Source organism: Bradyrhizobium sp. AUGA SZCCT0431 (assembly GCF_018131065.1).
Lineage (GTDB): Bacteria > Pseudomonadota > Alphaproteobacteria > Rhizobiales > Xanthobacteraceae > Bradyrhizobium.
In genome coordinates, this window is sequence record NZ_JAFCLR010000021.1 from 119,718 (window position 1) to 133,140 (window position 13,423).

Annotated in this window: 12 protein-coding genes; 5 read left to right on the forward strand and 7 right to left on the reverse strand. The window is 63.1% G+C overall.

Annotated elements, in window-relative coordinates:
• The gene (locus tag JQ567_RS21580; RefSeq protein ID WP_212440649.1) at nucleotides 1-2,319 is read left to right on the forward strand and encodes a molybdopterin cofactor-binding domain-containing protein; all 2,319 of its coding nucleotides are present in this window, start codon (nucleotides 1-3) and stop codon (nucleotides 2,317-2,319) included.
• A 19-nt stretch (nucleotides 2,320-2,338) separates the two neighbouring features.
• On the forward strand, nucleotides 2,339-2,659 hold the full coding sequence (locus JQ567_RS21585) for a hypothetical protein (RefSeq protein ID WP_312017443.1): 321 nt from the start codon (nucleotides 2,339-2,341) through the stop codon (nucleotides 2,657-2,659).
• A gap of 70 nt (nucleotides 2,660-2,729) precedes the next feature.
• On the opposite strand, the gene JQ567_RS21590 is transcribed toward JQ567_RS21585, so the two are convergent.
• The 3 genes from JQ567_RS21590 to JQ567_RS21600 form a co-directional block, all read right to left on the reverse strand.
• Nucleotides 2,730-4,460, reverse strand: coding sequence for a methanol/ethanol family PQQ-dependent dehydrogenase (locus JQ567_RS21590; RefSeq protein WP_212032680.1), 1,731 nt, complete (start codon nucleotides 4,458-4,460; stop codon nucleotides 2,730-2,732).
• A 72-nt stretch (nucleotides 4,461-4,532) separates the two neighbouring features.
• A complete protein-coding gene (locus tag JQ567_RS21595) occupies nucleotides 4,533-5,174 on the reverse strand; it encodes a ubiquinol-cytochrome c reductase iron-sulfur subunit (protein ID WP_212440650.1) in 642 nt (213 codons plus the stop codon).
• A gap of 130 nt (nucleotides 5,175-5,304) precedes the next feature.
• Nucleotides 5,305-5,640 carry a hypothetical protein gene (locus tag JQ567_RS21600; protein ID WP_212440651.1) on the reverse strand — a complete coding sequence of 112 codons (336 nt, stop codon included), beginning with the start codon at nucleotides 5,638-5,640 and terminating at the stop codon, nucleotides 5,305-5,307.
• A 14-nt stretch (nucleotides 5,641-5,654) separates the two neighbouring features.
• Here JQ567_RS21600 and JQ567_RS21605 point away from each other — a divergent pair, with 14 nt between their 5' ends.
• Both JQ567_RS21605 and rpoH read left to right on the forward strand, forming a co-directional pair.
• Nucleotides 5,655-6,671, forward strand: a complete 1,017-nt coding sequence (locus JQ567_RS21605; RefSeq protein WP_249165594.1) for an RluA family pseudouridine synthase — start codon at nucleotides 5,655-5,657, stop codon at nucleotides 6,669-6,671.
• 215 nt (nucleotides 6,672-6,886) lie between these two features.
• Nucleotides 6,887-7,786, forward strand: a complete 900-nt coding sequence (gene rpoH, locus JQ567_RS21610) for an RNA polymerase sigma factor RpoH (RefSeq protein WP_192736706.1) — start codon at nucleotides 6,887-6,889, stop codon at nucleotides 7,784-7,786.
• Nucleotides 7,787-8,106: 320 nt separating this feature from the next.
• Here the strand turns inward: rpoH and JQ567_RS21615 are convergent, their stop codons facing one another.
• The 4 genes from JQ567_RS21615 to JQ567_RS21630 form a co-directional block, all read right to left on the reverse strand.
• Nucleotides 8,107-8,730 carry a peptidoglycan recognition family protein gene (locus tag JQ567_RS21615; protein ID WP_212440652.1) on the reverse strand — a complete coding sequence of 208 codons (624 nt, stop codon included), beginning with the start codon at nucleotides 8,728-8,730 and terminating at the stop codon, nucleotides 8,107-8,109.
• A 39-nt stretch (nucleotides 8,731-8,769) separates the two neighbouring features.
• Nucleotides 8,770-9,987 carry a GGDEF domain-containing protein gene (locus JQ567_RS21620; RefSeq protein ID WP_212440653.1) on the reverse strand — a complete coding sequence of 406 codons (1,218 nt, stop codon included), beginning with the start codon at nucleotides 9,985-9,987 and terminating at the stop codon, nucleotides 8,770-8,772.
• Nucleotides 9,988-10,699: 712 nt separating this feature from the next.
• Nucleotides 10,700-11,314, reverse strand: coding sequence for a LysE family translocator (locus JQ567_RS21625; RefSeq protein WP_212263089.1), 615 nt, complete (start codon nucleotides 11,312-11,314; stop codon nucleotides 10,700-10,702).
• A gap of 238 nt (nucleotides 11,315-11,552) precedes the next feature.
• Nucleotides 11,553-11,948 carry a response regulator gene (locus JQ567_RS21630; RefSeq protein WP_212440654.1) on the reverse strand — a complete coding sequence of 132 codons (396 nt, stop codon included), beginning with the start codon at nucleotides 11,946-11,948 and terminating at the stop codon, nucleotides 11,553-11,555.
• Nucleotides 11,949-12,096: 148 nt separating this feature from the next.
• Here JQ567_RS21630 and JQ567_RS21635 point away from each other — a divergent pair, with 148 nt between their 5' ends.
• Nucleotides 12,097-12,960 (forward strand): SDR family oxidoreductase, encoded by an 864-nt coding sequence (locus tag JQ567_RS21635; protein WP_212440655.1) that lies wholly within the window; start codon nucleotides 12,097-12,099, stop codon nucleotides 12,958-12,960.
• Nucleotides 12,961-13,423 lie beyond the last annotated feature (463 nt).

A 13,423-nucleotide genomic window follows, 5' to 3' on the forward strand; every position in this document is an offset into this window, starting at 1 on the left:
ATGAATATCCTCGCCAATCCCAAAAAACTCCGTGGCTTTGAGCGGCACCTCAAGGTCGAGAACGTCTCCCGCCGCAGCATCCTGAAGGGCCTCGGCATCGCCGGCGGCTTCGCGCTCGCCGCGCCCGTGATGTCGCGCCCGGCTTTCGCCGCCTACGAGACCGGCGCATCGAAGATGCCGCACGGCACCGTGGTCGATCCACGTGTGTTCGTCTCGATCGCGCCGGATGGCATCGTCACCATCGTCGGCCACCGCGCCGAGATGGGAACCGGCGTGCGGACCAGCCTGCCGCTGATCGTCGCCGAGGAGATGGAAGCCGACTGGTCGCGGGTCCGGGTCCAGCAGGCGCCCGGCAACGAGGCCAAATACGGCAACCAGGATACCGACGGCTCGCGCAGCACGCGGCATTATCTGATGCCGATGCGCCAGATCGGCGCCTCGGCGCGCTCGATGCTGGAGGCCGCCGCCGCCAAACGCTGGGGCGTGCCGGCGACCGAAGTGAAGGCCCGCAATCACGAGGTGGTCCACACTGCGAGCGGACGCAAGATTGGCTTTGGCGATCTTGCCGCCGATGCCGCCAAGGAATCGGTGCCTGGTATCGAAGGTTTGAAGCTGAAGGACCCGAAGGATTTCCGCTATCTCGGCAAGGGCCAGATCGGCATCGTCGACCTCAGGGACATCACCATCGGCAAGGCGCATTACGGCGCCGATATCCGTCTGCCTGGCATGAAATACGCCGTCATCGCCCGCCCGCCGGTGACCGGCGGCAAGGTGAAGTCGTTCGACGCGGCGGAAGCGATGAAGGTCTCCGGCGTCGAGAAGGTATTGGAGGTCAAGGGTTGGCCGTGGCCATCCAAATTCCAGCCGCTCGGCGGGGTCGCCGTGATCGCCCGCAACACCGGTGCGGCGATCAAGGGGCGCGACGCGCTGAAGATCGTCTGGGATGACGGCGCCAACGGCAAATACGACTCGGTGGCCTACCGGGCCTCGCTTGAGGAGGCTGCGCGAAAACCGGGGCTGGTGGTGCGCAAGGAAGGCGACGCCGATGCGGCGTTGAAGAGCGCCGACAAGGTGATAACGGGCGAGTATTATCTGCCGCATCTGGCGCATGTCAGCATGGAGCCGCCGGTTGCGGTCGCCGATGTCAAAGGCGACAGGTGCGAAATCTGGGCGCCGGTGCAAAGTGCCGGCGGCACGCGTGAAGACGTCGCCAAGACGCTCGGCATCCCCGAGTCCAATGTCACCGTCAACGTCACGCTGCTCGGCGGCGGGTTCGGGCGCAAATCGAAATGCGATTTCGCGATCGAGGCGGCGCTGCTGTCGAAGGAACTCGGTGCACCCGTGAAGGTGCAATGGACGCGGGAGGACGACGTTCGCAACGGCTTCCTGCACACCGTTTCGGTGGAACGCATCGAGGCCGGGCTGGACAAGAGCGGCAAGGTGATCGCGTGGCGGCACCGCAGCGTCGCCCCGACGATTGCCTCGACCTTCGCACCCGGTGCGAAGCATGAGGCGCCGTTCGAACTCGGCATGGGACTGATCGACAACCCGTTCGAGATCGCCAACCTGCAATGCGAGAATCCGGAGGCCGCGGCGCATACAAGGATCGGCTGGTTCCGTGCGGTGTCGAACATCCCGCGCGCCTTCGCGGTCCAGTCCATGGTCGCCGAAATCGCTTCTGCGACCAAGCGCGACCCCAAGGACATGCTGCTGGAGCTGATCGGATCGCCGCGGCTCGTCAACCTGTCTTCGGTGAAAGACCCCTGGAACTATGGCGAGCCTTACGGGAGCTATCCGATCGACACCGCGCGCTTGCGCAAAGTGGTCGAACTGGTCGCGGACAAGGGCGGCTGGGGACGGTCCGTACCGAAAGGCCACGGGCTCGGCATCGCCGTGCACCGGAGTTTCGTCAGCTACATCGCGACCATCGTCGAGGTTGCCGTTGACGACAAGGGCAAGTTCACGGTGCCCAGGGTCGATACCGCGATTGATTGCGGAACCTATGTCAATCCGGAGCGCATCGAGTCCCAGATCGAGGGCGCGGCGATCATGGGGCTGAGCCTTGCCAAACATGGCGAGATCACCTTCAAGGACGGCAAGGTGCAGCAGGGCAATTTCGACGATTTCCCTGTGATCCGGATGGACGAGTCACCGCTGGTGACCCACGTGTATATCGTGCCGCCGGGGCCCGACACGCCGCCCAGCGGCGTCGGCGAACCCGGGGTGCCACCGTTCGCGCCGGCCTTGATCAACGCGATCTTCGCCGCCACCGGAAAGCGCATCCGGAGCCTGCCGATCGGCAAGCAACTGGAGGCGTGATAAGGAACGTTAAAGGGCTGTGGCCGTTTTCATCGATCTGACAGGAGCCAGGTCGATGAAAAGGTCGATGAAAATCACGATGGTGAAGTTAGGGACGCTCGCGGCAGGTCTGCTGTCGGGCGCCCTTCTTTTTGACGCGCCGGCAGCGAACGCCCAAACCAACGCTGCGCCCGACGCAACGGCAACGCGCCCGGCGAAGGCGCCCTCGGGCCAGACTTCGATTCCAAGCAGCGGGCCTCCAGCCACGACGACGCAAACCACCGGCGAAGCCAGCCGGGATCCGACCATCAAGCAGATGAACGAAACCGAAAAGTCGAAGGTCGATTCCAAAGGCAAATGACTTGAAATCGAAAGCGGCGGGTTGAACCCGCCGCTTTCCAGACCACTCACTCCGCCGATTTGCTTGGCCGTTATTTCTTGACGGCGAATACCCAGACGACGCCGCCCTGCGGCACGTTGTTCTCGATACCCACGTTATTCTGGGTCGCCAGCGCGTCCTGGATGCGTTGCGCATCCACGCCCCAGCCGGACTGCACGGCGATATATTGCGTGCCGTCGACCTCATAGGCGATCGGCATGCCCACGATGCCGGAGTTGGTCTTCTGCTCCCACAACTTCTCCCCCGTCTTGGCGTGGTAGGCACGGAACATCCGGTCGTTGGTGCCGCCAACGAAAACAAGGTCACCCGCCGTCGCAGTCACCGAGCCGAACAATTGGGATTTGGGGAAATTCTGCTGCCAGACCTTTTTCCCGGTAGCCGGATCCCACGCCTGCAGTTCGCCAAAATGATCGGCGCCGGGGCGAACCTTGAGGCCGATGTCTTCGGGCTTGGTGCCGAGCCAAAGCTGGCCCGCAACCAGCGGCACTTTCTCGCCGGTAAACCCGCCGCAGAAATTCTCGTTGGCGGGCACGTAGACCAGGCCCGTCTTCTGGCTATAGGCCGCCGACGGCCAATCCTTGCCGCCCCACAATGACGGACAGAATTCAACCCGCTTGCCAATCACCGGCTTGTGCGCGGGATCGACTATCGGCCTGCCGGTCTCCGGCTCGATGCCTTTCCAGACGTCGGTGTGAACAAACGGCCAGCCGCTGACGTAGTTGATCTTGTCCGCCTTGCGCTCGAGCACCCAGAAGATCGCGTTGCGGCCGGGATGAATCAGGCTCTTGATGGTGCGACCGTCCTTTTGCAGGTCGACCAGCATCGGCGCCTCGACCTCGTCCCAGTCCCATGAATCGTTCTGATGGTACTGGAAGTATGTCTTTATCCTTCCGTTCTCGGGGGCGAGCGCGAGCACCGAGGTTGAGTAGAGATTGTCGCCGGGATGCGTATTGCCCGGCCAGGGCGCGGCATTGCCGGTGCCCCAATAGATGGTCTTGGTTTCGATGTCGTAGTTGCCGGTCATCCAGGCCGGCGCGCCGCCCGATTTCCAGTCGTCACCGCTCCAGGTTTCGTGACCGGGTTCGCCGGGACCCGGAATCGTAAAGGTGCGCCACAGTTCCTTGCCGTTCTCGGCGTCATAAGCGACGACATAGCCGCGCACGCCGAACTCACCGCCGGAACCGCCGACGATCACCTTGCCGTCGACGATCAGCGGCATCAGTGTCAGGTACTGACCCTTCTTGTAGTCCTGAACCTTGGTGTCCCAAAGCACCTTGCCGGTTTTGGCGTCGAGCGCGACGACGTGATCGTCGGTCGTCGCGAGATACAATTTGTCCTGCCACAATCCGACGCCGCGGTTGGTCGGATGCAATTGAAAGAGATCGTCGGGAAGCTGGCGCTTGTATCGCCAGTACTCGTCGCCGGTCTTGGCATTGAGCGCGATCACCTGCCCCGCAGGCGTCGCGACAAACATCACGCCATTGTTGACGATCGGCGGCGCCTCATGGCCTTCGACCACACCGGTCGAGAAAGTCCATACCGGCGTGAGGTCCTTGACGTTCGAAGTGTTGATCTGGTCGAGCGGGCTGTAGCCCTGCCCGTCATAGGTCCGGCGATACAGCATCCAGTTGCCGGGTTCGGGTTTTTCGAGGCGGGCCGACGTCACCGGGCTGTAATTCTCGATCGGCCCCGCGCCGGCGGCGGCTGAGACAAGGCACGTGAATGCGACAGAGCTCGACAATAACCATTGCTTCGTGGTCATGAGACGCAACCTCCCGATTTTTGTTTTTCATTCCATGGTCGTGCGAATACCCGATGCGGCTTCATCTTCGAGTTAGGTACCTACCTTTCCAATGAATGTTGCGGTGACGGTGAGTGCACCGTCAGAGATCGCCAGCGGAAGCGCCGCCAGGCGCCGCGGCGCTGGCCCGAACAGGACTTTTGCGCTTTCCCGCGGATCATATTCGGAGTTGTGGCAGGCACATTTGAACACGAGCTTGTCGCCCGACGCCTGTTTCACCCAGCCGGTGACCGGGCATCCCGTGTGCGAACAGATCAACGAATAGGCGACGATGCCGTCGGCGCTGCGTGATCGCGTGTCATCATCGAGTTCGGCCGGATCGAGCCTGACCACCAAAAGCTCGTTCAACCGCGAGCCCTTGCGGATCACGGCGGTCTTGGGATCCTTTGGCCAGGCGCGCACGGGAGGCCCGCCGAGCTTCAAATCCTCGGGCTTGATGACCTCACCGGCGTGGTCTCCTTCCGAGAACACGAGCGTGTCGGCTTTTTGCGGCCGCAGATTGCTGCCGGGCTGATCATCCTCTGCAACGGAGGGCTCTGGAGCAGCAAGACAGGCGCAAGTCGCAAGCGCCGTCAGCAACATCGCACGCCGCGTTGGATCGGAACATGAAACCGCGCCATCGTGTTCGACGATGTCGTCGATGGGAACCGCGGCGCTGGGGTTGGATTCCGACATGGCGCAAGCTGAGCGTGTAACTCAGCCAAAAAAATGGCGAGCGTCCAACTTGCCAGCGTTGCTGCTACGCGAAAAATCACCTTGCATTCTGAAGTTGAGTTCGACGGCGAGCGGCCGTTGATCGCTCCGCTCAGGGCTCGCTCACGAATTTCAGCTGCCCTACAGGTTTCAGCGTCTTTGCATCAAATGTGCGGATTTCAGTTACGCCGCCGATATCGAGGGTCACGACCAGCCGGTCGCCGGCGACGCCGGTGGACACGATACGGGCGCCTTTCGGCAGCGTCGCCGTGGTATCGGTTATCGCTGCGGGGCTTCCCTCGCTGCGATAAAGACGATAGCCGATGGCGGTCAGGACGATGGCGACGGCGAGCGCCGAGGTCAGGCCTGCGATCAGCATCATCCGCCGCACCCGCGCAAACAGCGCGGCCTGTTCGGGGGTCGGTTCGGGCGCAACGGTATCAGTCATGCAAAGGCTCTTCTTTGGAACAAGTCACGTCTTCGAATAACGGCGAGAGGCTGGAGGTCACGGTCGGCGGCGACGAGGGATCGCCTCGGCTCGACCGTGTGCTCGCGGTGCTTCGCCCGGAACTGTCGCGGTCCCGCCTGAAGGCGTTGATCCTCGCCGGTTTCGTCACCGCCAAGGGCACCCCCATTCGCGACCCCGCTTATCATGTTGCCAAAGGCGATACGATCACAATCGACGTCCCGGAGGCCACGCCGCCCGAGCCAAAGGGCGAGGATATCGCGCTCGATATCGTGTTCGAGGACGAGGACATTATCGTCATCGACAAGCCAAAGGGCCTGGTCGTGCATCCCGCTGCCGGCCATGAAACCGGCACGCTGGTCAACGCGCTGATTGCCCATTGCGGCGCAAGCCTTTCCGGCATCGGCGGCGTCCGCCGCCCGGGCATCGTCCACCGGCTCGACAAAGACACGACGGGGTTGATGGTCGTCGCCAAAAACGACCGCGCGCATCAATCACTCACCGCCCAATTCGCCGACCATGGCCGTACCGGTCCAATGCGGCGCGGCTATATGGCCTTTATCTGGGGCGTGCCGAACCGCCAGCGCGGCACGGTCAATGCGCCGATCGACCGGCATCCCTTTGCCCGTGAGAAAATGGCGGTGCGCGACAGCGGCCGTGAAGCGGTTACTCATTGGGAGCTGCAGGCGGCCTTCAATGGCCGGGACGGCAAACCGGTCGCCTCACTCCTGGCCTGCCAGCTCGAGACCGGACGGACCCATCAGATCCGGGTGCATCTTTCCCATATCGGCCACCCCCTGATGGGCGATGCGGTCTATGGCCCGCACTTCAAGACCAAGGCCGGCCAGCTCCGGCCTGGAGGTCAGGTTGCCCTGGCCGCCCTCGGCCGGCAGGCCCTGCACGCCTACCTGCTTACCTTGGAGCATCCCCGGACCGGAGAGCTTTTGCACTGGGAAGCGGCTTTGCCGGAGGATTTGCTTCTCTTGAAAGGCGCCCTCGAAGCGGCGCTATGACGCAGCCGATCCAGAAAAGCGTTGCTATGACAATAGGTTATAGCTGACACACGGGGACGTGACGTCAGCAATCCTTCCCTATCGGCCCCCATTTGGTGTATGTTGCACCTGCGTTGAATATCCAACGCGGAACATCGCAGCCCGGCTGGCTTTAACACAGCGGCCGTCTGCCGGGCCCGCCGCTATCGGGGGCCTGAACCACTGGAGGGCGCTAAATGGCCCGTACAGCTACGTTACCGGTTCTCAATGGAGAATCCGGTCTTTCCCGGTACCTCGCCGAGATCCGCAAATTTCCGATGCTGGAACCCCAGCAGGAATACATGTTCGCCAAGCGTTGGCGTGAACATGACGATCGCGACGCGGCACATCACCTTGTCACCAGCCATCTCCGGCTCGTCGCCAAGATCGCCATGGGCTATCGCGGCTACGGCCTGCCTATTTCCGAGGTCGTCTCGGAAGGCAATGTCGGCCTGATGCAGGCGGTCAAGCGGTTCGAACCCGAAAAGGGCTTCCGACTCGCTACCTACGCCATGTGGTGGATCAAGGCGTCAATACAAGAGTACATTCTGCGTTCTTGGTCGCTCGTGAAAATGGGCACCACCGCGAACCAGAAAAAGCTGTTCTTCAACCTGCGCAAGGCGAAGAGCAAGATCTCCGCGCTGGACGAGGGCGATCTCCGCCCCGATCAGGTGGCGATCATTGCCAAGCGCCTCGGCGTGACGAATCAGGACGTGATCGACATGAACCGCCGCCTCGGTGGCGACGCGTCGCTCAACGCTCCGATCCGCGACGACGGTGAAGCCGGCGAATGGCAGGACTGGCTGGTCGATAACTCGCCCAACCAGGAAGCCATCATGGCTGAACACGAGGAGTTCGATCATCGCCGGCAGGCGCTGAACGGCGCCATCGGTGTGCTCAACCCCCGCGAACGCCGCATCTTCGAGGCGCGGCGTCTGGCGGAAGAGCCGATGACGCTGGAAGACCTCGCCGCCGAATTCGGCGTGTCGCGCGAGCGCGTGCGGCAGATCGAGGTCCGTGCTTTCGAGAAGGTGCAGTCGGCCGTCAAGGGCACGATTGCCCGGCAGGAAGCCGCCGTGCTCGAAGCCGCGCACTAGTTTCGCGGCCAAGGTAATGAACGACGAAAGCCGGCGGCAACGCCGGCTTTTTTGTTTTGGGGCGTTCCGTTTCTCCAACACCGCTGTCGTCCTCCGCGAAAGCGGAGGACCCAGTACGCCGCGGCGGTCGTGACATCGCAATAACTGCGGCCTCTGGAATACTGGGTCGTCCGGTCCCGGCTCCGCCAAGGCTTCGCCGAGGCTCCTCTGTGCAGGTTCGCCGAAGCTTTAGCGAAGGCGGCAAGCCGGACGATGACAGCTGAGAGTCCGCGCCCCCTCCCCGCTCTGATCCTGCCAGCAGCGCGCCGAGACTTGAGAGCTTACTCGCCCCACTCCCGCGCCAGCTTTGCAAGCTCGCAGCCTTCGCAATACCGGGCGTCCTTGAAGTCGATCCAGTTATGCGCATAGACCCGGTTGAGCGGGATGCCGTAACGCGCGCGCAGTAGCTTGACCAGGATGCGCCACGCCGCCACCTGCGCCTCGGTGGGGCCGCGCGTCACGTCGGGAAAATTGCCGGCGAATTCCACGCCGACCGAATTGTTGCCCACCACCTGACGAAAGGTCGGGCGGTTGTCGATGTATTTGTTGTCGTTGCGGTTGCCGCCGTCTCCATGGGTCGGCACCAGATTTTCCGGCACCGCCCAGTACACGGTGCCGTCGGTTTCGACCCAGACCATGACGCCGCGCCGCGTCGGATTTTTGGCTTGCGCCTGCGCCCCGCCTCGGGCCGAGCCGGCCGGGCCTTCGGTCTGGTGCACGATGATGTTGCGCCAGGGATGCGCCTTTGCAACGTCGCCCCATGGCGCCAGCCAGACCATTTTCAACCCCGGAATCTCGGGCGTGCCGGACGATCGCGCGATGGTGGCGAGGTCCGGCGTTTGGGCAGCAGCGGGAAGAGTGAACGCGATGGCGCAGAGCGCGATCGCAAGGCGGCGGAGCTTCATACGCTAAGGATCCAGTGACGACCCCTTGAGTAACATGCTTCAGGCGCGCTTGCGCAAGCTCGCATCCGCCAGCACGGATATTTCGATCCCGGGCGCCAGCGGCGGCGCGGGCTCGTAGGTCGCAAAGCAGTTTCGGCCGCCCTTCTTGGCGTCGTAGAGCGCGTGGTCGGCGGCCGCGATCAGACGGTCGGGGAACGCCCCCATCTCCCGGGTCCATTGTGCGACGCCGATCGAGACCGAGATCGGAATATCCTTGCCCATGCATTGCTCGGCATCGGCGCGGCATACTTCCAGCACCCGGCGCGCGATCATCGCGCCCTCGCGCAAGGTCGAGGACGGCAGCACGATGCAGAACTCGTCGCCGCCCGACCGCGCCAGCATGTCGCCGGGACGCAGGCGGGTTTGCGCCATCAGGGTGAAATGCTGCAGGCAGGCGTCGCCGGCGGCGTGGCCGTAGGTGTCGTTGATGCCCTTGAAGCCGTCGAGGTCGATCACCAGCAACGCGAACGGCTGGTTGCTGCGCTCGGAGCGGGCGCATTCCTCGGTCAGGCGCTGTACCAAGTGGCGGCGGTTGCCGACGCCGGTGAGGTCGTCGAGCAGCGCCAGATCGGCGACTTCGCTTCGCAGATGGTCCATCGCCATCAGCAGGAAGCCGAAATTCAGCGCCATCGACAGGAACACCATCACCAGGATCACGCCCGACTGCACCGGGCTGAAATGCATGTAGTTGACGTTGGCGACGATGCCGCCGACCAGCCGGACTCCATAGATGGCGATGATGAGGCTGGCGACGATGGCAGCCAGCCGCGCGCCCGGATTGACGCGGCCCTGATGCGGGGTCAGCAGCAATTTGATGCTCAGCGCCAGCGGAAGAACCTGGGCGATGGTGAAGATGGTGATGCGCGCCGGCGCGCTGTCATAGGCGAACATGAAAAAGGAAAGGCCGGCGAAGCTCAGCCCCATGACCAGCCAGGTGGCGCGCCACGACACCGGCTTTTCGAAGAATTTCTGAACGCCCATCGCGGCGAGGCAGAGCGCGAAAATCATCGCGGTGCCCGCGATGAGCAGCGGCCACAGTGCGTCCGTCACTACCCGCAGCATCGCAACGGCCGCGCCTGCCGCCGCCACGAACGAGGAGGCGGTCCAGTACCGCGCGGCATAGAATGACGGATAGCTGCGGATCACGTAGGCCCAGATCAGGCCCAGCGCGAGAAAATTGATGACGAACACCGTCCACAGCGTCGGAACGCTCAGCATCGCGTGTCCGGGACGTTTGCGGCCCCGTCTCCCCTGTTAGATCGCCCCATCAGATCGCTCAAGGCTTTCACCTCCGCGGGCGTTTCCCCGATCGACAATCCCCGTTGTCTTACGGACAAGGTGCGCCCTTCTCGCTTAACGGACTCTCACCGTCGCCGGGTAATCAATACCGTGGTTTTAAATTGATGAAGAGCGCGCGCGTTGGGGCATCGTTAAGCATGACGCGGCAGGCGCGATCGGCGCTACCGAACGGCATTTTCGCGGAAAAGCACATTAAAATGCATAACACCTGTGGATAACGTGATGACGGCGACGTGACAGCACGCGGCATCGCGCCGCGAATCTGTTGCAATTGTAATCGAGGATGTTGCGAGGTTGGCCCTCCGCCAAGCATGCCTCGGAGTCGCGTTTCAATCCATTAAAACCTTGAGAGGATTTACTATGGCTAAGAAAGCGAAGAAGGCGAAAAAGGCGAAAAAGGCGAAGAAGGCCAAGAAGTCGAAGAAGTGAATTTTGGCCCGGGTGGGGCGCTCAGTTCCGCCCGGGCTTCCACCTTCAAGGCTCTACTTTCAAGGCTCCACTTTCACGACGCTACGTTCAAGGCTTCCACTTTCAAGCCTCCCAATTGCAAAACCATCGATTTCGAAAGCAGCGGGCCTCGAGCCCGCTTTTTTGTACCCCGAATATACGCTGAGCCTTTTGCACCCTGAGTCTACCGCTCGGCAAACGCCAGCTTCGCGCCCAGCGCGGCAAATCCCGCCGCAAAGCTGCGGCGCAGCCAGCTCATCACCCTGGGCCGGGTAATGACGCGGTCGCGGACGCCGGCCGCGAACAGGCCGTAGAGCGCGAACACCGCAAACGTCATCGCCATGAAGACCCCGCTCAATTCCAGCATCCGGGCCAATGGATAGGCCTCGTCCACCGCGATGAACTGCGGCAGGAAGGCGAGGAAAAAGATCGAGAGTTTTGGGTTGAGGATGTTGATCAGGACCGCCGTGACGATGACCCGCCGGCTCGATCGCCCCGGCGCCGGCCGGGCGTCGATCGCGAGCACACCGGTTTCGCGCAGCGCCTGCCAGGCCATAAAGAGCAGATAGACCACGCCGCACCATTTCAACACCGCGAACGCCAATGCGCTGGTATGCAGCACGGCGGCAAGCCCGAGCATCGCCGCCAGCATCTGCGGCAGGATGCCGAGCGTGCAGCCGAAGGCGGCGGCGATCGAGGCGCGGCCGCCTTGCGTCAGCGCCACCGCCAGCGTGTAGAGCACGCCGGTGCCGGGGGATGCGACCACGATCAGCGTGGTCAGCAGGAAGGATAGTGTCATGGACCGGCCCCATCGGCTGCGAGCATGGCCGGCCATATCATGGCGCGGCCGGTCGCGGAAGCAGCGTACGCCCGCGCGTCGGAAGCAAATTTTCGTCATGCCCGGGCGTAGACGTCCGAAGGACGGCGTCGCTTCCGCTCGCCTATGTCCCGGACATCCACGTTTTTGGCCGCAACCAAGGAAGACGTGGATGGCCGGGTCAAGCCCGGCCATGACAGAGATGATGGGTGGTCGGCCGCTACGCCTCGCCCATCCGGCTCCAGGCGATCGACATCCTTTCCGCCTCGCGGATCACATCGAGCGGCGCCCAGGGCTTCGCCCAGAACCTGGCGCCATCCGGCAGCGGCTGCCGCAGCGGTTTGCCTGAGGTCACGATCACATCGATGTCCGGATTGAATTTCTTGGCGACATGCGCGAGCTCCACGCCGTTCTTATGGCCGGCGAGCTGGACGTCGGTCATCAGCAGGACGAGGCTCGCCCCCGCCTCTTCCAGCACCAGTTCGGCGGCCTCCGCGCTTTCGCAGTCGATCACGTCCATGTCGCTTTCTTCCAGCAACAGGCAGATCATTTCCCGCTGCATCGGATCGTCTTCGACAACGAGTGCGGTCGCACGAAAGGGTTTTGATTGTCCCATAAGTCGCCCTCCTGAATGGGTATTCATCAACCTAACGGGGGTTAAAGCGGAAAATCGCTTTATGTTCGGTTCCAATTTGCGAAAGATGCGGGAACCCCGCACTGCTGCGCGGCCTGCCTGTTTTCTCATCTGTTGGAGCCACCCTCGCATGACTGCCATCAATGGATCGGCCGCCGCCGTGACCGGCGCGGCCAGCGGCATCGGCCGCGCCCTGGCGCTTGAACTGGCCGCGCGCGGCTGCGATCTCGCGCTGGCCGACCGCGACGAGGCCGGGCTGCAGCAGGTCGCCGCCGAGATCGCCAAGGCCGAGATCGCGAAGGCGCAGCCGCCCAAGGTCTCGACGCACCGCGTCGATATCGGCGAGCCCGGCCAGATCGCGGAATTCGCAGCCGCCGCCAGCGCCGCGCATCCCAAGCTGAACATCGTGATCAACAATGCCGGCGTCGCATTGCTCGGCCAGTTCAACGAGATCGAACAGGCGCAGATGGACTGGCTGTTCAACATCAATTTCTGGGGCACGGTGCACGGCACGCGCGCATTCCTGCCGATTTTGGCGAAGCAGCGTGAAGCGCATATCGTCAATCTCTCCTCGATCTTCGGCATCATCGCGCCGCCCGGCCAGACCGCCTATTGCGCGGCGAAATTCGCCGTGCGCGGCTTTTCGGAAAGCCTGCGGCATGAGCTCGCGATGGCGAACAGCCCGGTGCGATTGTCGGTGGTGCATCCCGGCGGCGTCGCCACCAGCATCGTACGCAACTCCCGCACCGGCACTGGCGTCACCGACAACGCCCGCCGCGCGCAATCGATCGACCGCTTCGATGCGGTGGCGAAGACGACGCCTCCGGCGGCGGCACAGCGCATCATCCTCGGCATCGAGAAAAACCAGCCGCGCATTTTGATCGGCAACGATGCGTGGTTCATGGATCTCTTGCAGCGTTTCCGGCCGGCGACGTATTGGGCGGTGCTGGCGAAGCGGCTGGAAAAGGCTGTCAATGCGGGGAAGGTTTCGTAGGGGTCGGTGCATCTTCTTGCTCGGTGTCGTCCCGGCCTTGAGCTCAGATGCGCAATTGCGCATCGGGGGACCCATACGCCGCGGCAGTCATTGTTGAAGGAGGTCTCTAACGCCGGCGCTCTCACCGATGGGCCGCGGCGTATGGGTCCCGGCCTTCGCCGGGACGACGTGGATATAGCTTCGCAATCTCGCGACGCATTGCGCCCGAGGTTTGCTAAAGAACTTCCCGCCCTCCAATCAGAGAGCGCAGGGAAGACCGGGTGCGCGCTGCACCCGCGGTCTCGTGTGCAATTGTGCATCAAGAATGCGCACACGAGCATACAGGGCAGCGGAGAACACCCAGCCTTCCCTGCGCAGTGGCTTTACGGCTTATATCGTGCTCTCCTCGGTCGGGCCGAGCTCGTTGTCACCGTCGCCGCGCAGGGCGTGAGCCCTTGCGCAACTTGACGCCAGCATCGGGGCG